The sequence below is a fragment of the Pseudomonas putida genome, assembly GCF_016406145.1.
Lineage (GTDB): Bacteria > Pseudomonadota > Gammaproteobacteria > Pseudomonadales > Pseudomonadaceae > Aquipseudomonas > Aquipseudomonas putida_E.
Window position 1 is genome coordinate 101,323 of sequence record NZ_CP066306.1, and the last position, 22,376, is coordinate 123,698.

Here is a 22,376-nt window from a genome sequence, read left to right on the forward strand (position 1 = left end):
CCTTGGCAAGCAGCCCCGAAGATCACTCCGCAAATTGAATGGGGCAAAGCTCCACCCCTTCCAGCTTCTGCAATTCCTCGACCACCTGCGGCCTTGCCCGAAGCAAGGTCAGGCTCCCTCCGGCCCGGCGCAACCGCCGTGCCTCGCGGTGCAACATGTCCACACCCGAGTAATCGATGAAATTCACCTGGCGTGCATCGATCACCACATGCGGGCCCTGGCAACGCTGCAGGCGCACCTGCAGGTAGTGCGCCGCACCGAAGAAGATCGACCCGCCCACCCGCAGCACGTCGGCCTGCCCTTCGCGGCTCTGCTGCACGCGTGGCCGTGAAGTGCGCTTGAGGTAGAAGAACAGCGAAGCCAGCACACCGGCATAAATCGCTGTCTGCAGCTCCAGCAGCAAGGTTGCTGCAGCAGTCAGGGCCATAACCAGGAACTCCGACCGGCTGACCCTGAACAGCGCACGGATGCCCCGGTGGTCCACCAGGCCCCAGCAGATCAGCAGGATACTGCCGGCCATGGCCGGTATCGGCAGGTGTGCGATCAACCCTGCACCGGTGACGGCGAACAGCGCCACCCAAAGCGCCGAGAACACCCCGGCCATGGGCGAGCGGGCGCCAGCGTCGTAGCTGAGCCCAGAGCGGGTGAAGGAGCCAGAAGACAGGTAGCCGGAAAAAAATGAACCGACGATGTTCGACATCCCCTGGGCGCGGATTTCCTGGTCGGCGTCGATAAGCTGTTCGGAGCGTGCCGACAGCGAACGGGCAATCGACAGGCTGGTTACCAGGCCCAGCATGCCCACCGCCACGGCACTGGGCAGCAGGCGCAGCATCAGCTCCACATCCAGTAACGGCAGTGGGCTGACTGGGGGGAGCTGGCCGGTGAACGCTGGCACCCGCGGTACATGGCCGAAGAAACCAGGCAGCAGCCACGCCACCAGGCTGATTACGATGAGGCTTATCAACAGGCTCGGCCAGCGTGGCCGCCAAAGTTTGAAGGCCATACCGACAAGGACGGTGCCCAAGCCCAGTATCAAGGACGGCAAGTCGACCTCACCAGCATGGCTTGCCAAGTCTTGTACTGTTTTAAACGCCGTGGCCTGGCTCGGCAAGTCCATACCCAGCAGGTTGGGTAACTGGCCGAGGGCAATGACGATGGCGGCGCCCAGGGTGAAGCCAAGCACCACCGAATGGGAAACGAAATTGACCAGTGCGCCGAAGCGTAGCAGCCCGAGCAGCAGTTGGAAGATGCCAGCGAGAAAGGTCAGCAGCAGCACAAGGGTCACGTAATCGGCACTACCGGCCACCGCCAAGGGGCTGATGCTGGCGTAAAGGACGATGGAGATGGCGGCGGTCGGTCCGCAAATCAGGTACCAGGACGAGCCCCACAGGCAGGCGACCAATACCGGCACGATGGCCGCATAAAGACCATATTCGGCAGGCAGGCCGGCGATCAGGGCATAGGCGATGGATTGCGGCAGGGCAAGGATGGCACCGCTCAGGCCGACCAGCAGGTCCTCGCGCAGGCTGCGGCCCGATTGACGGGGCAGCCAGGTCAAGAAGGGCAGCAGGTGGTTTAAGCGGGGCATGGGCAGTTCCTGATTCAAGAGCGCAGGCGAGGGCTTTGCCCTCGTTTCGCGACACAAGGCCGCTCCTACGCCAAATCGTACCCTGCGTGTAGGAGCGGCCTTGCGTCGCGAATGGGCCGCAACGCGGCCCCAGCAACCTAACAGATAAACCAATCAGAGTTTGGCGTTGACAGCCTCTTTGGCATCGCCGCCAGAACTGGTGGTCACTCCATCAAGCCACTTTTGAAGCAGATCTGGATGCGCCTTGACCCACGCCTTGGCCGCTTCATCGAAACTGATCTTCTTATCTACAACCTCAGCCATGATGCTGTTTTCCATGTCCAGGGTGAATGTCAGGTTACCCAACAATTTTGCGGGGTTAGGGCAGGCTTGTGGATAACCTTTGCGCGTCAGGGTATAGACCTCACCCTTGCTGCCGAACCACTTCTCCCCGCCCGTCAGGTAATGCATCTTCAGTTTTACGTTCATCGGGTGCGGGGTCCAGCCCAGGAAGGTGATGTACTGGTTTTTCTTCACGGCGCGGTCGACCTGCGCCAGCATTGCCTGTTCGCTTGATTCGACCAGCTTCCATTGGCCGAGATCGAATTCATTCTTGTCGATGATCTCCTTCAGCGACAGGTTGGCGGGCGCGCCCGAGCCGATTCCGTACAGCTTCTTGTCGAACTGATCGGCATGCTGTTGCAGGTCGGCGAAGCTTTTCACGCCGGCATCCCACACGTAATCGGGTACCGCCAGGGTGAACTCGGTGCCTTCAAGGTTGCGCGACAGCTGGTGCACATCGCCATTGGCAACGAACTTGTCATGAAAACCCTGATGCGCCGGCATCCAGTTACCCAGGAAGGCATCGACCTTACCGTCCTTTAGGCCGCCGTAGATGATCGGCACCGCCAGGCTGTCGATCTTCACCTGATAGCCCAGGCTCTCCAGAAGCAAGCGGGCGATGGCGTTGGTAGTGGCGATGTCGCTCCAGCCGGGGTCGGCCATCCTTACGGTGCTGCATTGCGCGTTTTCGGCGTGGGCCGTGGCGGTGCCCAGGCTCAGGGCCAGGGCGAACACGATGGTGGAGAACTTCTGCATGGCGGCTTCTCTTCTCAATCCAGGGGTGCGGGCTGTGGATAACGTGCCTTGCGCTCGAGGTCGTCGAGATCGATGTGGTTGCGCATGTACTGTTGGCTGGCATCCACCAGCGGTTGGTGGTCCCAGCTTTTCAGTTTGCCGATGGCCAGCGCTTCGGCAACCAGGCGGCGGCGCCGCTGGCTGGCCAGTACCTGCTGGCGCAGGCCGGGGATATCCCAGCGCTGGCGTGCTTCGTCGACAAATGCCTGCAGCAGCGCCTGATGGTCCGGGCTGCCGGTGAGGTTCTCCCGCTCGTGCGGGTCGCGGCTCAGGTCATAGAGTAAACATGGGTCGTCTTCGCTGTACACGAACTTGTACGAGCCACGGCGGATCATCATCAATGGTCCGACGGTACCCTCGGCCATGTACTCGCCGATCACTTGGTCATGGCCACCCTGCCCTTGCAGGTGGCCGAGCAGCGATTGGCCGTCCAGATGCAAGCTTTTATCCACAGTACCGCCGGCAAGCTCGACCAGCGTCGGCAGCAGGTCGCAGGTCGATACCGAAGCACTGACCCGCGTCGGGGCGAAGCGCTTGGGCGCGTGGACCAGCAGCGGCACCCGCGCCGACATCTCGAACCAGTGCATCTTGTACCAGAGCCCGCGCTCGCCAAGCATGTCGCCGTGATCGCCAGAGAAAACGACCAGGGTGTCGTCGGCCAGGTTGCACTCCTCCAGGGTCTGCAACAGCTGGCCGATGTTGTCGTCGATGTAGCTGCAGGCACCGAAGTAGGCACGGCGTGCATCGCGGATCTTGTCCACAGGCAGGGGCTTGTTCCACAGGTCGTACACCTTGAGCAGGCGCTGTGAGTGCGGGTCGAGTTCGTGCTGGCCGAATTCGGTACGGGGCATGGGGATATCCACACCCTCGTAGCGATCCCAGTAGCGCTTGGGGATGGTGTACGGGTCGTGGGGGTGGGTCATGGACACGGTGAGGCAGAACGGCCGACCATCGTTCTCGCGGACATGGTCGTAAAGGTACTGACGGGCCTTGAATACCACTTCTTCGTCGAAATCCAGCTGGTTAGTACGCACGCAAGGGCCGGCCTGCAATACCGATGACATGTTGTGATACCAGCTTGCGCGCTTGTCCGGGGCATCCCAGTTAACTGCCCAGCCGTAGTCGGCGGGGTAGATGTCGCTGGTCAAGCGTTCTTCGTAGCCGTGCAACTGGTCCGGGCCGCAGAAATGCATCTTGCCCGACAGCGCGGTGCGGTAGCCGAGCCGGCGCAGGTAGTGGGCGTAGGTCGGGATATCGGCCGGGAAGTCGGCGGCGTTGTCGTAGGCGCCAATACGACTGGGCAACTGGCCGCTTACCAGGGTAAAGCGCGAGGGTGCGCACAGCGGGCTGTTGCAGTAGGCAGAATCGAACACCACCGCCTGATCGGCCAGGCGGCTCAGATGGGGCATCTGAATCGGTGAAGGGCCATATATCGGCAAGATCGGCGCGGCCATCTGGTCGGCCATGATGAACAGGATATTCGGTTGCGTCATGGTTCGATTCCATCGTTGAAGGTTATGCGAACTGCTTGCCTATCAAGATGCGGCTGTGAATAACTTGGGTAAAGCCCATCGCGGGCAATGCCTGGGATTAGCTGAGCTTATGTTTGATCACCTTGCCGACTTGTCGCTCGACGCATTGCGCGTTTTCGAGGCCGCTGCCCGCTTGCGTGGTTTCACGGCTGCGGCGCTGGAGTTGGGCACTACCCAGCCGGCGGTAAGCCAGCAGGTCAAACGGCTGGAGGCTCGGTTGGGCACGCGTCTGTTTGACCGTATCTACCGCGGCATCGCGCTGACCGATGCCGGGCAGCTATTGTTCGAGCAGGTTCATCAAGGCCTGCAGGCCATGGATGACGGCATTGCCCAAGCCAGCGGGCGGGGCCAGCGCGAAGTACTGCAGGTGGCCACCGATTTCGCCTTCGCAGCGTTCTGGCTGATGCCGCGGTTGCAGCGGTTCCACGACGCTTATCCACAGGTGGACGTTAGCCTGGTGACCGGTGAGCGCAGCCAGGGGATGCTGCGGCCGGATATCGATGTGGCGGTGTTGTTTGGGGATGGGCGGTTCCATCAAGGCGAGAGCCGCTGGCTGTTCGATGAAGAAGTATTCCCGGTCTGCAGCCCTCGGCTGACTCATGGCAAACCCTTGTCAGCCGCGGCTTTGCAACGCTTGCCACTGCTTCATCTGCGTGGCGAACAGGCCAGCCGCTGGTTCGACTGGGCGGGGGTGTTTCGTGGCTTTGGCGTGCAAAGCCCGCCGCCGCCCGGGCAGCTTCGGTTCGATAACTACACGCTGTTGGTCCAGGCGGCAATTGCCGGGCAAGGGGTAGCGATCGGCTGGCGGCATCTGGTCGATGGGCTGGTCGAGCAAGGGTTGCTGTGCCGGCCGCTGGAGGGGAGCTTGCGCTCGGCGCGGGGGTATTACGTGGTGTTGCCGCCGCGCAAGCGGCGTGGGGCGCTGATCGAGCGGTTTGTGGATTGGCTGGAAGATGAGCGGAGTCAGTGATTGGGGCTGCTGCGCAGCCCATCGCCGGCAAGCCAGCTCCCACGGGTCCATGGCAGGACTTGAGCTCGCGCAGTACCTGTAGGCCCCGGCGCTCTACGTCACGAAGTTCAGATGCTCGCCCCGATGCAGATCCAGCTCGAGCATATCGGCCATCCCCGCCGCCATTCGCTCCAGGTCCATCAGTGCCTGTGGCGCATTGATCAATGTCCAGTGCAAAGGGCTGCGTTGCAGTGCATCCACAACCTGGTCCACGCACTCACGCTCCGCTTCGGTGTACTTGCCCGGCGCATCCAGCACATCAAAATCGCCCACCAGCAGCACCCGGCGTATAGTCGTGCGAGAAAGCCCGGCCACCAACGCTTCGCTCATCCGACCTTGCGCTGCAAGGTCACCCGACGCCAGCGCCGACAACAGGGCAATCACCGCCGAGCCCCCTGCTGCGCCCTGCTCCGCCTGGTCGGCATCACCCAGCCCGCCTATCTTAAAATGCAGGCCCGGGCGCGGAGCATGGCGGTTGAGGTCATCGACCACGGCAGTGACCTCGTGCTGACGTGACAGCAACTCGACCATCAGGGCACTGCCCAGGCTGCTTTCAGCCCCGAACAGCACCAGCTTGAATACTGGGGTTTCGGCATTTTTCACTGCATCACTCCCTTTGCAGGTGGGTGATGGTTTGACCGCAATCAGGAGACATCGTGCAGAGGATCAAGGGCTATCACGCCCACGTTTATTACGACGCATCGACTATCGAGCAAGCGCGTGAGCTGTGCGAGGAGGCGGCGCGGCTGTTCCCCGTGACCATGGGGCGCATGCACGAGAAGCCGGTCGGGCCGCACCCGGACTGGAGCTGCCAGCTGGCGTTCGGGCCGGAGGTGTTGGGCGTGGTGTTGCCGTGGTTGGCGTTGTATCGCAAGGGGTTGGTGGTGTTTCTGCACCCGCTGACCGGGGATGAGCTGGCGGATCACCGCGATCATGCGATCTGGATGGGGGCTTTGCGGCCTTTGAAGTTGTCGGTTTTTGGCGGTTAGCGATGTGGTGGCCTCTTCGCGGACAAACCCGCGAAGAGGCCAAGCGGATCAGCGTCGAGCGCCGCGCACACCTTCAGCCAGCGCAGAGCACAGGCTCAATACATCGGCAACGGCCTGATCGGCGTCCTTGGCCTGGGCGATCTTGTCGACCAGCGCCGACCCCACCACCACGCCATCAGCCAGGCGCGCAATCGCTGCGGCCTGCTCTGGTGTACGAATGCCGAAGCCAACGCTGATCGGCAGATCGGTATGCCGACGCAGGCGGGCGATGGCTTCGGTCACGTGCTCGGTGGTTGCCGAGCCGGCGCCGGTCACGCCTGCCACCGACACGTAATAGACGAACCCGGAGCTGCGCTCCAGCACCCGTGGCAGGCGCGCATCGTCGGTGGTTGGGGTGGTCAGGCGAATGAAGTCGATGCCAGCGGCCTGGGCCGGGGTGGCGAGCTCAGCATCGTGCTCCGGCGGCAGGTCGACGATGATCAGGCCATCGACACCCGCTTCTTTGGCTTCTGCGACGAATTTCTCTACACCAAAGCGGTGGATCGGGTTGTAGTAACCCATCAGCACGATCGGTGTGGCCTGGTTGTCGACGCGGAATTCACGCACCATCTGCAGGGTCTTGGCCAGGTTCTGGCCTGCTTCCAGCGCACGCAGCGTGGCCAGCTGGATGGCTACGCCATCGGCCATCGGGTCGGTGAACGGCATGCCCAGTTCGATCACATCGGCACCGGCCGCCGGCAGGCCCTTGAGGATCTGCAGTGAGGCATCGTAGCCAGGGTCGCCGGCGGTGACGAAGGTTACCAGTGCGGAGCGGCCTTCGGCTTTCAGCTCGGCAAAGCGTTGTTCAAGACGGCTCATGCCTGTTTCTCCTGGGCGGCCATGTGGTTCATCACGGTTTGCATGTCTTTGTCGCCACGGCCTGACAGGCAGATGACCATCAGGTGGTCCTTGGGCAGGTTCGGCGCGCGCTTGATCGCTTCTGCCAGGGCGTGCGAGGTTTCCAGGGCAGGGATGATGCCTTCCAGGCGGCAGGTGGCGTGGAACGCGTCGAGGGCCTCATCGTCAGTGATGCTGACGTACTCCACACGCTTCACTTCATGCAGGTAGGCATGCTCGGGGCCGATGCCCGGGTAGTCGAGGCCGGCCGAAATCGAGTGGGCGTCAGTGATCTGGCCGTCATCGTCCTGTAGCAGGTAGGTACGGTTGCCGTGCAGCACGCCGGGTACGCCGCCGTTGAGGCTGGCCGCATGCTTGCCGGTGTTCACGCCATGGCCACCGGCTTCCACACCAATGATCTTGACGCTCTCGTCTTCGAGGAATTCGTGGAACAGGCCCATGGCATTGGAGCCACCGCCAACACAGGCAATCAGGCTGTCGGGCAGGCGACCTTCCTTTTCTTGCAACTGGGCGCGGGTCTCTTTGCCGATGATCGACTGGAAATCGCGGACCATTGCAGGGTACGGGTGCGGGCCGGCCACGGTACCGATCAGGTAGAAGGTGTCGTCGACGTTGGTGACCCAGTCGCGCAGGGCTTCGTTCATTGCGTCTTTCAGTGTGCCGGTGCCGGCAGTAACCGGGACGATCTCGGCGCCCAGCAGCTTCATGCGGAACACGTTGGCCTGCTGGCGCTCGATGTCGGTTGCACCCATGTAGATCACGCAGGGTAGCCCGAAGCGTGCGGCGACGGTGGCAGTGGCCACGCCGTGCATGCCGGCGCCGGTTTCGGCGATCAGGCGTTTTTTGCCCATGCGCTTGGCCAGCAGCACTTGGCCGATGCAGTTGTTCACCTTGTGCGCGCCGGTGTGGTTGAGCTCTTCACGTTTGAAGAAAATCTTGGCGCCGCCGCAATGCTCGGTCAGGCGCTCGGCGAAATACAGCGGGTTGGGGCGGCCGATGTAGTCGCGCTGGAAGTAGGCCAGTTCTTCGAGGAACTTGGGGTCGGCCTTGGCGGCTTCGTATTCGCGGGCCAGATCCAGCACCAGCGGCATCAGGGTTTCGGCCACATAGCGGCCACCGAACGAGCCGAACAGGCCGTTGGCGTCGGGGCCGGGGCGGTATTGGGACTGGGTCATGGGGCGCTCCAGGGCGTAATGAATGAGTGATGGGCTTTACTCTAACCACGGCAAGCCCGGCTGAAAACCGATAAGATTGCGCAAACCTGTCAGGAAAACTCACACGTCAAATGGCCCACGACCTCCCTCCCCTGAACGCCCTGCGGGCCTTCGAATCCACCGCCAGGCTCAATAGCGTCAGCCAGGCTGCCGAAGCGCTGCATGTGACTCATGGCGCCGTGAGCCGGCAGATCAAGGTGCTGGAGGAACACCTGGGTGTGGCCTTGTTCGTCAAGGACGGGCGTGGCATCAAACTCACAGATGCCGGGGTCAGGCTGCGTGATGCCAGTGGTGAAGCGTTCGACAGGCTGCGCAGTGTCTGCGCCGAACTCAGCCGGGATGTCAGCGAGGCGCCATTCGTGCTGGGGTGCTCGGGTAGCCTGCTGGCGCGATGGTTCATTCCCCGGCTTGGGCGCCTGAAAGCAGACCTACCAGAGTTGCGGCTGCATCTGTCAGCAGGGGAAGGCGACCTTGATCCGCGTCGGCCGGGGCTCGATGCGCTGCTGGTGTATGCCGAACCCCCTTGGCCTGCGGACATGCAGGTACATGTATTGGCCGAAGAGCGTATCGGGCCAGTGTTGAGCCCACACTTTACCGGTTTCGAGCGGTTGCGCAGTGCGCCCACCGTGGCGCTGCTGGACGAAGCCTTGCTGCATACCACCTCACGCCCGCAGGCGTGGCCGACCTGGGCCGGACAACAGGGGTTGGACCCGGCTGCACTGCAGTATGGGCAGGCCTTCGAGCATTTGTATTACCTGCTGGAGGCGGCTGTGGCAGGGCTGGGGGTGGCTATCGCACCGCAGCCGCTGGTGGCGGATGACTTGCGTGCCGGGCGACTCAGCGCACCGTGGGGCTTTTCCCCTACTGCAGCGGCGCTGGCACTTTGGGTGCCACGGCGCGCCGCAGACGGGCGCGCCGAGCAGCTGGCGCAGTGGCTGCGCCGCGAACTGGAGCGGCAGGCAGGTTAGTTGCGGCGGTACAACAGGTACGCCGCGAGCAGGCCGAGCGCGCCGATGGCTACGCCAGCAGTGGTCACCGGGTGCTCCTGAGCATAATCACGGGTTGCGATACCGGTCTGGCGGGTGCGGGTCTTCACTTCCTCATAAGCATCGCTAAGCAGGCTGCGCGAGTGTTTCAACGCGCTTTCGGCGTTGCTGCGGATTGCCTTCACAGACTTCTGCGACTCCTCCGACGCATCATGCTTGAGGCTCTCCAGGCTCTTAAGGAGGCTTTCGATCTCCGCTTCCATGCTTTCCAGGGATGTTTTACGCAGCGAATTGCGGTGCATGGTGACTCTCCTTTGCAGTATGGACTGTATGGATTGCGACTGCGGCCCGGGGCGAAAGTGCGATCGAACTTTCGCCCAGCCTGACGGCTCGCAGGTAAACCAGGCCGGCACTGCTAGGCTCAATTTCACTGTCACCCAAGGAGAGCGCTCATGACCGATCATCACACCTACAAGAAGATCGAGCTGGTAGGTTCCTCGACCACCAGCATCGAAGACGCAATAAACAATGCCTTGGCCGAAGCGGCCAAGAGCATCAAGCATCTGGAATGGTTCGAAGTGGTCGACACCCGTGGCCACATCGAAGGCAACAAGGTGGCGCACTTTCAGGTCACGCTCAAAGTGGGCTTCCGCATCGCCAATAGCTGAAACAGGGTCTGGCTGGCAAAGGCCGGCGTGATGGCGTAATACAGACAGGGGCGCCTTTGCCGGCGCCCCTTCCCATTTTCATCTGCACAAGGAAAGCGAGTGATGAAGAAACTGATTCTGGCGGTGGGCCTGATGACGCTGGCGGGTGGCGCGCTGGCGGCGGGCAAGCCTTGCGAGGAGCTCAAGGCCGAGATTGCCGCGAAGCTGGATGCCAAAGGTGTGAAGGGCTACACACTTGAGATCGTCAGTAAGGGAGACCCCGCTGGCAAGGTTGTGGGGAGCTGTGAAGGTGGCAGCAAGGAAATTGTCTACCGGCGTGGTTGAGCGCTGGCCCAACCGCCAGCAAGCCTGCCCCACTGCGTTTCCAATATCTCGCGGCCTTGGAGTTCCCAGTGGAAGCCGGCTTGCCGGCGAATGGGGCCTACTCCGATTTCAAGGCTTGCGCCAACAACTCATACGACCTGATCCGGTCCTCATGCTCATACAGGTCGCAGGTAAAGATCAGCTCGTCCGCCCCGGTCTGCTCCAGTAGCACCTCGACCTTGGCCTTCACCTTCTGCGGGTTGCCGATCATCGCCAGGCCCAGGAAGCTACCCACCGCATCGCGCTCATGTGGCAGCCACAGCCCATCCATGCTCGGTACCGGCTTGCGTTGCATAAGGCTCTGCCCGCGTATCAGGGCAAGAATACGCTGGTACACCGAAGTGGCCAGGAACTCGGCTTTGTCGTCGGTTTCGGCCACCACCATCGGAATGCCCAGCATCACGTAAGGCTTGTCGAGCGTGGTAGACGGCTTGAAATGGTCGCGGTAGATACGGATCGCCTCATGCATGTAGCGCGGCGCGAAGTGCGAGGCGAAGGCGTAGGGCATGCCGCGCATGCCGGCCAGCTGTGCGCTGAACAGGCTGGAGCCGAGCAGCCACATCGGCACCTCGGTGTCGTGGCCAGGTACGGCGATCACTTTTTGATCATCTGTGCGCGGGCCAAGGTAGCGCGACAATTCTTCGACATCGTCCGGGAAATCATCGGCGCTGCCCGAACGCTCTCGGCGCAGGGCGCGTGCGGTCATTTGGTCGGAGCCCGGCGCACGGCCCAGGCCCAGATCGATACGCCCTGGATAAAGGCTGGCTAACGTGCCGAACTGCTCGGCGATCACCAAGGGGGCATGGTTGGGCAGCATGACGCCACCGGAGCCGACACGGATGGTTGAAGTACCCCCCGCCAGGTAACCGATCAGCACCGAGGTCGCGGAGCTGGCGATGCCGTCCATGTTGTGGTGTTCGGCAACCCAGAAGCGGTTGTAGCCAAAGCGCTCGACATGCTGGGCCAGGTCCAGCGAATTGCGCAACGCTTGCGCCGGGCCAGAGTCGGCCCGTACCGGCACCAGGTCGAGGGTGGAAATTTTCAGGTCACGCAGCTGCGTCATTGGAGCCTCCGCAAAAGTGATTGGCCGAAGGCCTTTTAAACTCTGTATGGGCACATTCGGAAGATTCAATGCTTGCGGTGCGATTGATCTGAACTTGCCGAAGGTGGGTAGCCTCTGAACCCATAGATACGTAACCGAGTGACCAGGAGGCATCATGAAAAAGACTGCATCGGCTATCTGGCAAGGTGGCCTGAAGGACGGCAAAGGCGTTATTTCGACTGAAAGCGGCGCGCTAAAGCAGAACCCCTATGGTTTCAACACCCGCTTCGAAGGCTCGCCCGGCACCAATCCAGAGGAGTTGATCGGCGCGGCCCATGCTGGCTGCTTCTCGATGGCGCTGTCGATGATGCTCGGCGAGGCGGGGCTGACGCCCGACCGTATCGATACGATCGCTGAAGTGACTCTGGAAAAACAGCCCGATGGCTTCGCCATCACTGCTGTGCACCTGGTGCTGAAGGCCAAGGTGCCTGGCGCGAGTGAAGCCCAGTTTCTGGACATTGCCAACAAGGCCAAAGCTGGCTGCCCGGTGTCCAAGGTGTTGAACGCGAAGATCAGCCTGGACGCCACCTTGGTGGGCTAGGCGGCGCAACAGCTTCGGTTTGCTGTAGTCTAAACAGCATCGGCAGCGCAGCTGCCCATCCAGGAGCCGTGCCATGATACGCGTCGCAATCGCTGTGTTGGCGTCTCTGCTGGCCACTTCTGCCTTGGCGGCGGTCAAACCGTGCGAGGAACTGAAGGCCGAGATCGAAGCCAAGATCCAGGCTCAGGGTGTGCCGTCGTACACGCTGGAGATCGTGCCCAACAGTGAGGTCAAGGACCAGAACATGATCGTTGGCAGCTGTGATGGCGGGACCAAAAAGATCATTTATCAGAAGAACGGATGATCGCTAATGGGAACCGGGGCTGGGAAGCAGCCCCCGGTTTCAGGGAATACAGAACACATTGCTGGGTTCGTTGACCACCACTGTGCGGCTGGCGTCATACAAAAGCACTTGCGGTTCCATTACTGGTGCACGCGCCTCCAGACGATAGCGTTCGCCTGCCTTGAAATCGTCAAAGCGCACGGTCAGGTAACAGGTTCGATCCCTGGGCTGGCTCATCATGCCGCCCCCGTAAATTTCATAATCGAAGCGCACCACCAGTTCGTGCTTGCCGGGCGTGACCTGGAAGTAACGGCCGTCCTCCAGGCGCTTGCCGTCGAGCTTGTCCGCCATGATGACTCGGCCGGGCGTGATGGTGTAGAGGTCGACCCAGGCCTGCTTGGGGTCTACGGGGGGCAAGGGGCTGGCGCATGCCCCCAATGCACTGAGGGCCATCAGCATCATGGGCTGGCGCATGGCGAAACTCCCACTTGCGATTCACAAGTTACAAGCATAGCGCCGTTTGCGGGCTTCAGGTGCGTTGGCAGCCCGCTGGCAGGCCTTGGCTGACCAGTTTCTGCTGGTGGTCATAGAGCTTGATCCAGGGCCGGAAGCCGATGCTGCCCGCTTGCAGTTGATAACGCTGGCCGGCGTTGAAGTCTTTGAAGGTCAGATTGAGCTGGCAGTCGCGCCACAAAGGTTCCCCGACCGGGCCGATATTGCTGGGTGTGACCGGGAACTGGTAGCGGACGGTCAGCTCGTGGCTACCGGGCTGAACCTCGAAATAGCGGGTGTCTGCCCAATCGCGCTCGTCCACCTGCACCGCGTGCAGCGAGGTTTCGTCGTGCGGGGTGAGGTCGATCCATGCCTGGTTCGGGTCCGGATCGGGCAGGGTCGAACAGGCAGACATCAGCAACATTGAGCCGGCGACGAACAGTGCACGCATGGCGAAACTCCCCCTTGGCGAGATAGTCTTGGAGCGCATCGACCGTGAGCGAATGGATAGCCCAAGATGGTCTGGTTTTTTCTTTTGAGGCGCTCAGGCCCTGGGCCACTCGACCGTGTTTTCAGCACTTTGGTTCCCGTGCTGGGCGCCTTTCTGCTGAGTGGTTGCAGCAGTCTTTCCTATTACGGCCAGTTGGCCGATGGCCAGTGGCAACTGTTGCGTGCACGTCAGCCGGTGGAGCGGGTACTCGCTGACCCGGCCAGCAGCCCGCAGTTGCGGGCCCGTCTGCAACACGCCGAGCAGGCGCGGCTGTTCGCCAGCAAGCGCCTGGGCCTGCCGGACAACGGTAGCTATCGGGTGTATGCCGACCTTGGGCGGCCCTATGTGGTGTGGAATGTGTTTGCTACGCCTGAGCTCTCGCTGCAACCGGTGACGCACTGTTTCCCTATTGCCGGTTGCGTCGCCTACCGCGGCTATTACCAACAGGGCGCGGCCCGCGGCGCGGCGGCGGTGATGCGTCAGGCAGGCATGGATGTCTATGTGAGCGGTGTCGAGGCTTATTCGACGCTTGGCTGGTTCGACGATCCGATCCTGTCGTCGATGGTCGGCTGGGGTGATGAGCGCCTGGCCGCGTTGATCTTCCACGAACTGGCGCATCAGCGCCTCTATGTGCAGGACGACACGGAGTTCAACGAGTCCTTCGCCACATTCGTCGAGCAGGAAGGAACGCGGCAATGGCGCGCCGCCCGTGGGCTTGAAGCGACTCAGGGTGAGCAGAGCCTGCAGCGTGACCAGTTCATACGGCTGATTCTGGCCAGCCGCGAGCGGCTGCAGGCGCTCTATGCAGGGCCGCTGGATGACGCACACAAACGTGCGGCCAAGCAGGCAGAATTCGAGCGGTTGAGGCGCGATTATCGACAGGTTCGAGATAGCCAGTGGGCTGGGGACAAGCGTTATGACGCCTGGATGTATGGGCCGATGAGCAATGCCAAGCTATTGCCGTTTGGGCTGTATGACCAATGGGTGCCGGCGTTTGCGGTGGTGTTTCGCGAGGCTGGGGGGGATTGGGTACGCTTCTATCAGAAGGTAGAAGCGCTAGGACGGTTGCCGGCCGAACAGCGCAAGGCGGTGTTGGCTCGATTGGTGGCCAGTCAGTGAGCGCTGGGGGCCGCTTTGCGGCCCATCGCCGGCAAGCCGGCTCCTACATGCGCGCTTAGGCCTTGATGAACGCCTGATGCATCTCAGCCAAGGTGGCGTAGTGGAATTCCGGCGTGTGGGCCTTCAGTTCTTCTTCGCTGCCGAACCCATACCCCACTGCCACTGCCTGCAACCCATTGCTGCGTGCCCCGATCAGGTCGTGCTTGCGGTCGCCGATCATCAGGGTCTGCGCCGGGTCCAGCCCTTCCTCGTCCAGCAGGTGGCGAATCAGCTCGACCTTGTTGGTACGAGTGCCGTCCAGTTCGCTGCCGTAAATCACCTTGAAGTGATGATCGAAGGCGAAGTGCCTGGCGATCTCACGGGCGAACTCCCAGGGCTTGGACGTCGCGATGTAAAGCGTGCGGCCCTGACCGTTCAGGGCCTGGAGCAGTTCCGGTACACCTTCGAAGACCAGGTTTTCGTAAAGGCCGGTGACACGGAAGCGTTCCCGGTAAAAGTTCACCGCCTCCCACGCCTTGGCTTCATCGAAGCGGTAGAACTGCATGAAGGCCTGTAGCAGGGGTGGGCCGATGAAGTGCTCGAGCCGCGCCAGGTCCGGCTCGTCGATGCCCAGTTTGGCCAGGGCATACTGGATCGAACGGGTAATGCCCAGGCGCGGGTCGGTCAGGGTGCCGTCAAGGTCGAAAAGGATATTCTGCTGGTGCATGGTGGTCTCGGTAGTCAGGTTCATTCCGGGCGGTCGTAGCCTTCGGCCAGGTGCTGGTCCTTGAGCTTCACGTAGTTACCGGCGCTATAAGGGAAAAAGGCGCGTTCCTTGTCGGTCAGTGGCCGTGCCTGTTTTACCGGGCTGCCCACGTACAGGTAGCCGCTCTCCAGGCGCTTGCCCGGCGGTACCAGGCTACCGGCACCGATGATCACCTCGTCTTCGACAATGGCGCCATCCATGATCGTGCTGCCCATGCCGACCAGAATGCGGTTGCCCAGGGTACAGCCATGCAGCATGACTTTGTGACCGATGGTCACGTCGTCGCCGATGATCAGCGGGAAGCCGTCCGGGTTGAACGGGCCGGCGTGGGTAATGTGCAGCACACTGGCGTCCTGCACGCTAGTCCTTGCACCGATGCTGATGCGGTGCATGTCGCCGCGAATCACCGTCAAAGGCCATACAGAGCTGTCTTCACCGATTTCCACGTCACCCAGAACTACTGCCGAACGGTCGACGAAGGCCCGTGGCCCAACTTTCGGAGTGTGTTGCTGGAAGCTACGAATGGCCATGATAGGGTCTCTCATCTGTGCCGATAGGCAGGCTGCCTGCTGCGGTCGGCGTCGATTGTAATTAAGATGGGGCAGTGTTTCTTCTGCCAAGGTAGCCAAACCGTGAGTGCGAACAACCCGCTTCTGCAGTCTTATGATCTGCCGCCCTTCTCGGCGATCCGTGCCGAACACGTGCTGCCGGCGATCGAAGAGATCCTGGCCGATAACCGTAAAGCCATTGCCCAGATCCTCGAAAAGCAAGGCAAGAACCCCACCTGGGCCGGCCTGGTGCTGGCCATGGACGAGCTCAATGACCGCCTGGGCGCTGCCTGGAGCCCGGTCAGCCACCTCAATGCGGTGTGCAACAGCAAAGAGCTGCGTGAGGCTTACGAGTCCTGCCTGCCGGTGCTCAGTGCCTACTCTACCGAACTGGGCCAGAACCGTGCGCTGTTCGAGGCCTATGAGGCACTGGCCAACAGCCCTGAGGCCGCAGGTTTCGATGTGGCGCAAAAGACCATCCTCGAGCATGCACTGCGTGATTTCCGCTTGTCGGGTATCGACCTGCCACCCGCCCAGCAGCAGCGTTACGCCCAAGTACAGAGCAAGCTCAGCGAGTTGGGCAGCCGTTTCTCCAACCAACTGCTCGACGCCACCCAGGCCTGGACCAAGCACGTTACCGACGAAGCCGCGCTTGCCGGCCTGACTGATTCGGCCAAGGCGCAGATGGCTGCTGCCGCCCAGGCCAAAGGCCTCGATGGCTGGCTGATCACCCTGGAATTCCCCAGTTACTATGCGGTTATGACCTACGCCAGTGACCGCGCCCTGCGTGAAGAGCTGTACGCGGCCTACTGCACCCGCGCCTCCGACCAGGGCCCGAATGCCGGCCAGTTCGACAACGGCCCGGTGATGCGCGAGATCCTCGATCTGCGCCAGGAGCTGGCCGGGCTGCTGGGCTACAAGAACTACGCCGAGCTGAGCCTGGCCACCAAGATGGCTGAGTCCAGCGACCAGGTGCTGAGCTTCCTGCGCGACCTGGCCAAGCGTTCCAAGCCGTTTGCCGCCCAGGATCTGGAGCAGCTCAAGGCCTATGCCGCCGAGCAAGGTTGCCCCGAGCTGGCCAGTTGGGACGCCGGTTACTTTGGTGAGAAGCTGCGCGAGCAGCGCTATAGCGTGTCGCAGGAAACCCTGCGCGCCTACTTCCCGATCGACAAGGTGCTGTCCGGCCTGTTCAGCATCGTCCAGCGCCTGTACGGCATCGAAATCGCCGAGCTCAAGGGTTTCGACAGCTGGCACCCGGACGTACGCCTGTTCGAAATCAAGGAAAACGGCCAGCACGTCGGCCGCTTCTTCTTCGACCTCTATGCCCGCGCCAACAAACGTGGCGGTGCCTGGATGGATGGTGCCCGCGACCGCCGCCGTACCGCTGGTGGTGAGCTGCAAAGCCCGGTGGCCAACCTGGTGTGCAACTTCACTCCCGCTGCGCCTGGCAAGCCTGCGTTGTTGACCCACGATGAAGTCACGACCCTGTTCCACGAATTCGGGCACGGCCTGCACCACCTGCTGACTCGTATCGAGCATGCTGGCGTGTCCGGCATCAATGGCGTGGCTTGGGATGCGGTCGAGTTGCCGAGCCAGTTCATGGAGAACTGGTGCTGGGAGCCGGAAGGCCTGGCACTGATCTCCGGCCATTACGAAACGGGGGCTGCCCTGCCCCAGGACCTGCTGGACAAGATGCTGGCGGCGAAGAACTTCCAGTCCGGCATGATGATGGTGCGGCAGCTGGAGTTTTCGTTGTTCGACTTCGAGCTGCACGCCAGCCACGGCGATGGCCGCAGTGTGCTGCAGGTGCTTGAAGGCGTGCGCGACGAGGTGACGGTCATGCGCCCACCGGCGTACAACCGCTTCCCGAACAGCTTTGCGCACATCTTTGCTGGCGGTTACGCGGCGGGCTACTACAGCTACAAATGGGCCGAAGTACTGTCGGCTGATGCCTTCTCACGGTTCGAGGAAGAAGGCGTGCTCAACGCCGAGACAGGCCGCGCCTTCCGCGAGGCCATTCTGGCCCGAGGCGGCTCGCGCGAGCCGATGGTGCTGTTCGTCGACTTCCGTGGCCGTGAGCCTTCCATCGATGCATTGCTGCGCCACTGCGGGCTGAGCGAGGACGCGGCGGCATGAGCGAGGTAGCTGTGAACAAGACCAAGAAGCGCTTCATCGCCGGGGCGGTCTGCCCGGCGTGCAGCGAGCCGGACAAGTTGATGATGTGGAGCGAAGACGACGTGCCGCACCGAGAGTGCGTGGCCTGCGGCTTCACCGACACCCTGAATGAACAGGGGCTGTCGGTACCCAAGGAGCTTGGGACGCGGGTCAACCACTTGGCGCCCAAGGCGGCGCCGGCCAAGGTACAGACGGTGCAGTTCTTCCCCAATCCCAAGCTGAAGAAACCGGCTGACTAAGGCCCGCCCGCCTGTGTCGGGGTGGTAGAAGATCAAGGCTCTACCGCTCCGCCAGGCAGGCATGCTCGCCCGCTCCCACTTGAGACAGGCGATGCAACATGAACAATCCCCTGCTGCCAGGCAGCAACTCCCCTATTGATTTCCCTTCGATAACGCTGGAAAACATGGCCGCTGCTTTCGACCATGTGCTTTCGGCGCATGAGCAAGGTATCGCGCGCATCATCGAACGACAGCAGGCGCAGCCGACCTGGGACGACCTGGTGCTCGCCGTGGATGAACTTGACGCGCAGTTGTCGGGCACGCTGTTTGCCGTGATTCCCTTCGTGGGCCGGGACCAGGACTGGGCCGAATCCATTCTGGGGTTCTACGGCAGAACAGTTGCGCGCTCGGAGCAGAAATTTACCGACAGCAAGCTGCACGCTTTGTATGAACGGTTGGCGCGCAGTGCCATCGGCGTCAACCTGGCCGCGATGAAGCGCGCTACCTTGCGCAGGCATCTAGACAGGTTTGCAACCAGCGGCGCAGCGCTGGACGACGACGACAAAGCCCGCCTCGCCGGGCTGCAAGCGCAGATAGGCACGTTGCGGGAGGCCTTTGTACGCAATATCGACCGGCCGGGGTTGCTGATCGAGGACGAGCGCGAACTGATTGGTCTTTCGCAGCGGTTGCGAGATGAGCTGGCCGTGCGCGCCAGCGAGGCTGGCTTGCAAGGTTGGCTGGTTGCCTGCGAAAGCGCCCCAACCGAGGCCGTGCTTCGGCAAGCGAAGCATCGCCCCCTGCGCGAAAGGCTCTACCGTGCTTTCCACACCCGTGGCGTCAATACTGGCCTGCAGGAGGACAACGGTACGCGCTTGCAGCGTTTGGCTGAACTGCTGGATGAAAAAGCGCGTCTGCTCGGCTTTGCCAGCCACCTCGAACTGAGCCTGAATTGCAAAAGTGCCGGCTCTGTCAGCGCTGTTCGGGGTTTTCTACAAACTCTCGCAGCCAGCGTGCAACCGGCCATGCAACGATGGCGTGAGAGCTTAGGGCAGAAGGCTCTCGTGACGGGGCTCACGCGCGTGCAGCCTTGGGATGTCATTCATCTGCAGGCATTGTCGGAGCATGCGCAACCGAGTGAGGTGTTTCGCGAGCACTTCCCCTTGAGTGCTGTGGTTACTGCACTGACCCGGCTGGCGCAGCAGCTGTTTAAGCTTGAGCTGCGGCCTGCCCGAATGCCTGTATGGGATGGCAGCGTGCAGACCTTCGAGGTCTGGCAGGACCACGCGCATATCGGCCTCTTCTATCTGGACGCCGTGCAACACGCCGGTAAGCAGGCCGACGCCGTGTTCACCACGTATGTGCGCAACCGGCGCGTCGATGCCGAGGGTATCTACCATGCAGCGGTGGTGGTGGTGAACGTTGATATCCCGGCAGCCCTCGGTGCCAGTGAGCCGCTTTTGGACCATCTGGCACTGCGCAAGCTTTATCACGAGTTTGGCCATGCCTTGCATCACCTGCTGGTCCGCACCAGCAACAATGTCATGTCTAATGTTTCGGAATTGGGCACCGATGGCATGGAACTGTTCGGCAAGTTAATGGAGCGCTGGGTTTGGGATGCAGGGTATTTGGCAAGCATCGCCGTGCCGGACCAATCTGGCGGCAGGCTGAGCAAGGCTGGCGCTGCAGAGTACCTGAACCAGTTCAAGCAGGAGGGGGTCGAGGAAATTGGGCGCGACCTGAGCCTGGCGTTGTTCGACATGGACCTGCACGGCACGCCGTATGACGGCAGAACGCTTGAGCAGCGGCTTGACGATGCCCGTGAGCGATGCGGCTATTGGCCATTGGCAGATTTCGAGCACCCCGCGCATGCTTTTGACCATCTGGTCAGCGGATACGATGCGGGCTATTACGCTTATCTGTGGGCCGATGTGCACGCGTTTGACCTCTTTACCCGTTTTGAAACGAACGGTTTGCTTGACCGCGCAACGGGCCACGCGCTCCAGCAGGCATTGTTCGAGCCTGGCGCCTCGCGGCCACTGCGCGAGGGCCTTGAAGCGTTTCTTGGGCGCGCCCCAAGCCATGCCCCCTACCTGAGTTGGCACGGGCTGGCCTGACCAGAGGTACTGGCAAGATAAGCCTTGCCCCTATACTGTTCATATGTACAGTATAGGGTTTGGCGATGAATTCTCCAGCACCACAGAAAGGCCGTGGAACGGCGCATAATCCACACAACCGCTTCGCCCCGAGCCATTCGGTGGCCGAGGATGACGGCTGGTACGTTGAGGTTCCCCTGACCCAAGGCACCGAGGTGCGAGTTGAAACGGCCAAGACGATCATCAGCCGCAACACCTCACCCGACCTGCCCTTCGATCGCTCCATCAATCCCTACCGAGGCTGCGAGCATGGCTGCATCTACTGCTATGCCCGGCCCTCGCACGCCTATTGGGACTTGTCCCCAGGGTTGGATTTCGAAACCAAACTGATCGCCAAGACCAACGCCGCCGAGGTGCTTGCCGAGCAACTGAGCAAGCCTGGCTATGTGTGCGCCCCCATCAACCTGGGGGCCAACACAGACCCCTACCAGCCGATCGAACGTGAGCACCTATTGACCCGGCGCTTGCTGGAAGTGCTGTTGCGTTTTCGCCACCCGGTGACCATCGTCACCAAAGGTTCGCTGGTATTGCGTGACCTGGATTTGCTGGCCGAAATGGCCAGCCAGCGGTTGGTGCGGGTGATGATCAGCCTGACCACGCTGGACGACGACCTCAAGCGGGTGCTCGAGCCGCGTGCGGCCTCGCCCAAGGCCAGGCTGCGGGCAATCCGGGTGCTGCGCGAGGCGGGTGTGCCGGTGGGCGTGTTGTGTTCGCCGATGATTCCCATGATCAACGACAGCGAACTGGAGCACCTTTTGGAAGCCGCCAAGGAGGCTGGCGCGCAGAACGCAGCCTACATGATGTTGCGCCTGCCGATGGAAGTGGCACCGCTGTTCGAGCAGTGGCTGCAGGACCACTACCCCCAGCGCGCCAGCCATGTGTTGAGCCTGATTCGCCAGAGCCGGGGTGGCGAGCTGTATGACAGCCGCTTCGGTGCGCGCATGCGCGGTGAGGGCATTTTCGCAGAGCTGCTGGCGCAACGCTTTGCCAAGGCCATGCGCAAGCTGGGTTTGGAGGGGCGGGAGGCGCAAATGCTGGATTGCTCGGCATTCTGTCCACCCGGTGGGCAGATGGCATTGTTTTGACCCTCAATGCAACTAATCCAAGCACGTAATCTTATTCGGGGCTCTTGGCTTTTGATGTGTTTTTGCTATTATTCAGTTCCCGCCTTTTATATCTGGAACACCCGTTCTAGAGCCTCCGAATTAAGTTTCAGTTAAGTTTTCCCCGCTAGCGTAGGAAACCAGTCCACGAAGACTGTGATCTATGGCCTGTGCGTGTCATCTAATTCCTCGCATAGCCAGAATCTTTCACCGGTAAAATGGATTTACCAACTCACCGTCAAGAGGATGAATCATGCCCGTCAAGGACCCATCCAAGGTCGTTCCGCAGGCCCCCGCGGAGAGCGCCGATGCCGCCCTCAAGCACATCGTCGACGGCTTCCTGCGTTTCCACCATGACGTCTTCCCCGAGCAGCAAGAGCTGTTCAAGAAGCTCGCCACCGCGCAAACGCCGCGCGCTATGTTCATCACCTGTGCCGACTCGCGCATTGTCCCCGAGCTGATCACCCAAAGCTCGCCAGGCGACCTGTTCGTGACCCGTAACGTCGGTAACGTAGTGCCGCCTTATGGCCAGATGAACGGCGGCGTTTCCAGCGCCATCGAGTACGCCGTGTCGGCGCTGGGCGTACACCACATCATCATCTGTGGCCACTCCGACTGCGGCGCGATGCGTGCGGTACTCAACCCGCAATCGCTGGCCAAGATGCCGACCGTTTCCGCCTGGCTGCGTCATGCCGAAGTGGCACGCACCGTGGTCGAGAACAACTGCTCCTGCGGCAGCGAGCATGAAACCATGCAGGTGCTGACCCGGGAAAACGTCATTGCCCAGTTGCACCACCTGCGCACCCACCCGTCGGTGGCGTCGCGCCTTGCGGCTGGCGAGCTTTACATCCATGGTTGGGTCTATGACATCGAGACCAGCCGGATCGAAGCCTACGATGCCGCCAGCGACAGCTTCATGCCCCTGGCCGCCGGTGAGCCGGTGCCCTGCGCGACTCCGAGAGGCCGCTACTAAGCGACCCATCCACCGCTAGAACCTTGATAGCCGGCTGCACCCCGCAGGGGTGTGGCGCGGCCTTCGGCTGCC

General features: G+C 61.8%; 25 protein-coding genes. 13 read left to right on the top strand and 12 right to left on the bottom strand.

Annotation, left to right across the window (positions count from 1 at the left end; genetic code table 11):
* Window positions 1-22 precede the first annotated feature (22 nt).
* The 3 genes from JET17_RS00470 to betC all read right to left on the bottom strand — a co-directional run bounded on the left by JET17_RS00470 (window position 23) and on the right by betC (window position 4,197).
* Window positions 23-1,588: a SulP family inorganic anion transporter gene (locus JET17_RS00470; protein ID WP_012312046.1), complete on the bottom strand. Its 1,566-nt coding sequence runs from the start codon at window positions 1,586-1,588 to the stop codon at window positions 23-25.
* A 153-nt stretch (window positions 1,589-1,741) separates the two neighbouring features.
* Complete coding sequence (gene choX / locus JET17_RS00475) at window positions 1,742-2,665, bottom strand: choline ABC transporter substrate-binding protein (protein WP_012312047.1); 924 nt, start codon at window positions 2,663-2,665, stop codon at window positions 1,742-1,744.
* Between the two features lie 14 nt (window positions 2,666-2,679).
* Window positions 2,680-4,197: a choline-sulfatase gene (gene betC, locus JET17_RS00480; protein ID WP_012312048.1), complete on the bottom strand. Its 1,518-nt coding sequence runs from the start codon at window positions 4,195-4,197 to the stop codon at window positions 2,680-2,682.
* Window positions 4,198-4,306: 109 nt separating this feature from the next.
* On the opposite strand from betC, the gene JET17_RS00485 reads away from it, so the two are divergent.
* Window positions 4,307-5,206: a choline sulfate utilization transcriptional regulator gene (locus JET17_RS00485; protein ID WP_012312049.1), complete on the top strand. Its 900-nt coding sequence runs from the start codon at window positions 4,307-4,309 to the stop codon at window positions 5,204-5,206.
* Window positions 5,207-5,299: 93 nt separating this feature from the next.
* Here the strand turns inward: JET17_RS00485 and JET17_RS00490 are convergent, their stop codons facing one another.
* The gene (locus JET17_RS00490) at window positions 5,300-5,848 is read right to left on the bottom strand and encodes an NAD(P)H-binding protein (RefSeq protein WP_012312050.1); all 549 of its coding nucleotides are present in this window, start codon (window positions 5,846-5,848) and stop codon (window positions 5,300-5,302) included.
* A 53-nt stretch (window positions 5,849-5,901) separates the two neighbouring features.
* Here JET17_RS00490 and JET17_RS00495 point away from each other — a divergent pair, with 53 nt between their 5' ends.
* Window positions 5,902-6,234 carry a DOPA 4,5-dioxygenase family protein gene (locus tag JET17_RS00495; protein WP_012312051.1) on the top strand — a complete coding sequence of 111 codons (333 nt, stop codon included), beginning with the start codon at window positions 5,902-5,904 and terminating at the stop codon, window positions 6,232-6,234.
* Between the two features lie 48 nt (window positions 6,235-6,282).
* Here JET17_RS00495 and trpA read toward each other — a convergent pair whose 3' ends face one another.
* Window positions 6,283-7,092 carry a tryptophan synthase subunit alpha gene (gene trpA / locus JET17_RS00500; RefSeq protein WP_012312052.1) on the bottom strand — a complete coding sequence of 270 codons (810 nt, stop codon included), beginning with the start codon at window positions 7,090-7,092 and terminating at the stop codon, window positions 6,283-6,285.
* Complete coding sequence (gene trpB, locus JET17_RS00505) at window positions 7,089-8,306, bottom strand: tryptophan synthase subunit beta (RefSeq protein WP_012312053.1); 1,218 nt, start codon at window positions 8,304-8,306, stop codon at window positions 7,089-7,091. Before trpB ends, trpA begins: the two co-directional genes overlap by 4 nt.
* Before the next feature lie 110 nt (window positions 8,307-8,416).
* Here trpB and JET17_RS00510 point away from each other — a divergent pair, with 110 nt between their 5' ends.
* Window positions 8,417-9,313 carry a LysR family transcriptional regulator gene (locus tag JET17_RS00510; protein WP_012312054.1) on the top strand — a complete coding sequence of 299 codons (897 nt, stop codon included), beginning with the start codon at window positions 8,417-8,419 and terminating at the stop codon, window positions 9,311-9,313.
* On the opposite strand, the gene JET17_RS00515 is transcribed toward JET17_RS00510, so the two are convergent.
* Window positions 9,310-9,633: a DUF883 family protein gene (locus JET17_RS00515; RefSeq protein ID WP_012312055.1), complete on the bottom strand. Its 324-nt coding sequence runs from the start codon at window positions 9,631-9,633 to the stop codon at window positions 9,310-9,312. The two genes, JET17_RS00510 and JET17_RS00515, sit on opposite strands and share 4 nt — an antisense overlap.
* Before the next feature lie 150 nt (window positions 9,634-9,783).
* On the opposite strand from JET17_RS00515, the gene JET17_RS00520 reads away from it, so the two are divergent.
* Together JET17_RS00520 and JET17_RS00525 are read left to right on the top strand one after the other, a co-directional pair.
* Entirely contained in the window at window positions 9,784-9,999 is a 216-nt protein-coding gene (locus JET17_RS00520; RefSeq protein ID WP_012312056.1) for a dodecin, read from the top strand.
* 102 nt (window positions 10,000-10,101) lie between these two features.
* Window positions 10,102-10,323 (top strand): DUF1161 domain-containing protein, encoded by a 222-nt coding sequence (locus JET17_RS00525; protein ID WP_012312057.1) that lies wholly within the window; start codon window positions 10,102-10,104, stop codon window positions 10,321-10,323.
* A 97-nt stretch (window positions 10,324-10,420) separates the two neighbouring features.
* Here JET17_RS00525 and JET17_RS00530 read toward each other — a convergent pair whose 3' ends face one another.
* On the bottom strand, window positions 10,421-11,425 hold the full coding sequence (locus tag JET17_RS00530; RefSeq protein WP_012312058.1) for an LLM class flavin-dependent oxidoreductase: 1,005 nt from the start codon (window positions 11,423-11,425) through the stop codon (window positions 10,421-10,423).
* Between the two features lie 154 nt (window positions 11,426-11,579).
* Between JET17_RS00530 and JET17_RS00535 the strand changes: the two genes are divergently transcribed.
* On the top strand, window positions 11,580-12,005 hold the full coding sequence (locus JET17_RS00535; RefSeq protein ID WP_012312059.1) for an OsmC family protein: 426 nt from the start codon (window positions 11,580-11,582) through the stop codon (window positions 12,003-12,005).
* Between the two features lie 73 nt (window positions 12,006-12,078).
* Window positions 12,079-12,309 carry a DUF1161 domain-containing protein gene (locus JET17_RS00540; RefSeq protein WP_012312060.1) on the top strand — a complete coding sequence of 77 codons (231 nt, stop codon included), beginning with the start codon at window positions 12,079-12,081 and terminating at the stop codon, window positions 12,307-12,309.
* A 39-nt stretch (window positions 12,310-12,348) separates the two neighbouring features.
* On the opposite strand, the gene JET17_RS00545 is transcribed toward JET17_RS00540, so the two are convergent.
* Window positions 12,349-12,762: a hypothetical protein gene (locus JET17_RS00545; protein ID WP_012312061.1), complete on the bottom strand. Its 414-nt coding sequence runs from the start codon at window positions 12,760-12,762 to the stop codon at window positions 12,349-12,351.
* A gap of 55 nt (window positions 12,763-12,817) precedes the next feature.
* Window positions 12,818-13,231: a hypothetical protein gene (locus tag JET17_RS00550; protein WP_012312062.1), complete on the bottom strand. Its 414-nt coding sequence runs from the start codon at window positions 13,229-13,231 to the stop codon at window positions 12,818-12,820.
* Window positions 13,232-13,315: 84 nt separating this feature from the next.
* Between JET17_RS00550 and JET17_RS00555 the strand changes: the two genes are divergently transcribed.
* Window positions 13,316-14,389 carry an aminopeptidase gene (locus tag JET17_RS00555; protein ID WP_042111852.1) on the top strand — a complete coding sequence of 358 codons (1,074 nt, stop codon included), beginning with the start codon at window positions 13,316-13,318 and terminating at the stop codon, window positions 14,387-14,389.
* Window positions 14,390-14,444: 55 nt separating this feature from the next.
* Here JET17_RS00555 and JET17_RS00560 read toward each other — a convergent pair whose 3' ends face one another.
* Together JET17_RS00560 and JET17_RS00565 are read right to left on the bottom strand one after the other, a co-directional pair.
* Complete coding sequence (locus JET17_RS00560; protein WP_042111853.1) at window positions 14,445-15,095, bottom strand: HAD family hydrolase; 651 nt, start codon at window positions 15,093-15,095, stop codon at window positions 14,445-14,447.
* Between the two features lie 20 nt (window positions 15,096-15,115).
* Window positions 15,116-15,664: a gamma carbonic anhydrase family protein gene (locus JET17_RS00565; protein ID WP_012312065.1), complete on the bottom strand. Its 549-nt coding sequence runs from the start codon at window positions 15,662-15,664 to the stop codon at window positions 15,116-15,118.
* Window positions 15,665-15,730: 66 nt separating this feature from the next.
* On the opposite strand from JET17_RS00565, the gene prlC reads away from it, so the two are divergent.
* From prlC to JET17_RS00590, 5 genes are all read left to right on the top strand, one after another.
* On the top strand, window positions 15,731-17,818 hold the full coding sequence (prlC, locus tag JET17_RS00570; RefSeq protein ID WP_012312066.1) for an oligopeptidase A: 2,088 nt from the start codon (window positions 15,731-15,733) through the stop codon (window positions 17,816-17,818).
* Complete coding sequence (locus JET17_RS00575; protein WP_012312067.1) at window positions 17,815-18,096, top strand: YheV family putative zinc ribbon protein; 282 nt, start codon at window positions 17,815-17,817, stop codon at window positions 18,094-18,096. Before prlC ends, JET17_RS00575 begins: the two co-directional genes overlap by 4 nt.
* A 98-nt stretch (window positions 18,097-18,194) precedes the next feature.
* Window positions 18,195-20,189 carry a M3 family metallopeptidase gene (locus JET17_RS00580; RefSeq protein ID WP_012312068.1) on the top strand — a complete coding sequence of 665 codons (1,995 nt, stop codon included), beginning with the start codon at window positions 18,195-18,197 and terminating at the stop codon, window positions 20,187-20,189.
* Window positions 20,190-20,254: 65 nt separating this feature from the next.
* Entirely contained in the window at window positions 20,255-21,313 is a 1,059-nt protein-coding gene (locus tag JET17_RS00585; protein ID WP_012312069.1) for a PA0069 family radical SAM protein, read from the top strand.
* A 271-nt stretch (window positions 21,314-21,584) separates the two neighbouring features.
* Complete coding sequence (locus JET17_RS00590) at window positions 21,585-22,304, top strand: carbonic anhydrase (RefSeq protein ID WP_012312070.1); 720 nt, start codon at window positions 21,585-21,587, stop codon at window positions 22,302-22,304.
* Window positions 22,305-22,376: the final 72 nt, after the last annotated feature.

Coding starts and splice junctions, on each gene's coding strand:
- JET17_RS00470 (WP_012312046.1), bottom strand. CDS start 1,588: ATGCCCCGCTTAAACCACCTGCTGCCCTTCTTGACCTGGCTGCCCCGT.
- choX (WP_012312047.1), bottom strand. CDS start 2,665: ATGCAGAAGTTCTCCACCATCGTGTTCGCCCTGGCCCTGAGCCTGGGC.
- betC (WP_012312048.1), bottom strand. CDS start 4,197: ATGACGCAACCGAATATCCTGTTCATCATGGCCGACCAGATGGCCGCG.
- JET17_RS00485 (WP_012312049.1), top strand. CDS start 4,307: ATGTTTGATCACCTTGCCGACTTGTCGCTCGACGCATTGCGCGTTTTC.
- trpA (WP_012312052.1), bottom strand. CDS start 7,092: ATGAGCCGTCTTGAACAACGCTTTGCCGAGCTGAAAGCCGAAGGCCGC.
- trpB (WP_012312053.1), bottom strand. CDS start 8,306: ATGACCCAGTCCCAATACCGCCCCGGCCCCGACGCCAACGGCCTGTTC.
- JET17_RS00510 (WP_012312054.1), top strand. CDS start 8,417: ATGGCCCACGACCTCCCTCCCCTGAACGCCCTGCGGGCCTTCGAATCC.
- JET17_RS00515 (WP_012312055.1), bottom strand. CDS start 9,633: ATGCACCGCAATTCGCTGCGTAAAACATCCCTGGAAAGCATGGAAGCG.
- JET17_RS00520 (WP_012312056.1), top strand. CDS start 9,784: ATGACCGATCATCACACCTACAAGAAGATCGAGCTGGTAGGTTCCTCG.
- JET17_RS00525 (WP_012312057.1), top strand. CDS start 10,102: ATGAAGAAACTGATTCTGGCGGTGGGCCTGATGACGCTGGCGGGTGGC.
- JET17_RS00530 (WP_012312058.1), bottom strand. CDS start 11,425: ATGACGCAGCTGCGTGACCTGAAAATTTCCACCCTCGACCTGGTGCCG.
- JET17_RS00535 (WP_012312059.1), top strand. CDS start 11,580: ATGAAAAAGACTGCATCGGCTATCTGGCAAGGTGGCCTGAAGGACGGC.
- JET17_RS00540 (WP_012312060.1), top strand. CDS start 12,079: ATGATACGCGTCGCAATCGCTGTGTTGGCGTCTCTGCTGGCCACTTCT.
- JET17_RS00545 (WP_012312061.1), bottom strand. CDS start 12,762: ATGCGCCAGCCCATGATGCTGATGGCCCTCAGTGCATTGGGGGCATGC.
- JET17_RS00550 (WP_012312062.1), bottom strand. CDS start 13,231: ATGCGTGCACTGTTCGTCGCCGGCTCAATGTTGCTGATGTCTGCCTGT.
- JET17_RS00560 (WP_042111853.1), bottom strand. CDS start 15,095: ATGCACCAGCAGAATATCCTTTTCGACCTTGACGGCACCCTGACCGAC.
- JET17_RS00565 (WP_012312065.1), bottom strand. CDS start 15,664: ATGGCCATTCGTAGCTTCCAGCAACACACTCCGAAAGTTGGGCCACGG.
- prlC (WP_012312066.1), top strand. CDS start 15,731: ATGGGGCAGTGTTTCTTCTGCCAAGGTAGCCAAACCGTGAGTGCGAAC.
- JET17_RS00575 (WP_012312067.1), top strand. CDS start 17,815: ATGAGCGAGGTAGCTGTGAACAAGACCAAGAAGCGCTTCATCGCCGGG.
- JET17_RS00580 (WP_012312068.1), top strand. CDS start 18,195: ATGAACAATCCCCTGCTGCCAGGCAGCAACTCCCCTATTGATTTCCCT.
- JET17_RS00585 (WP_012312069.1), top strand. CDS start 20,255: ATGAATTCTCCAGCACCACAGAAAGGCCGTGGAACGGCGCATAATCCA.
- JET17_RS00590 (WP_012312070.1), top strand. CDS start 21,585: ATGCCCGTCAAGGACCCATCCAAGGTCGTTCCGCAGGCCCCCGCGGAG.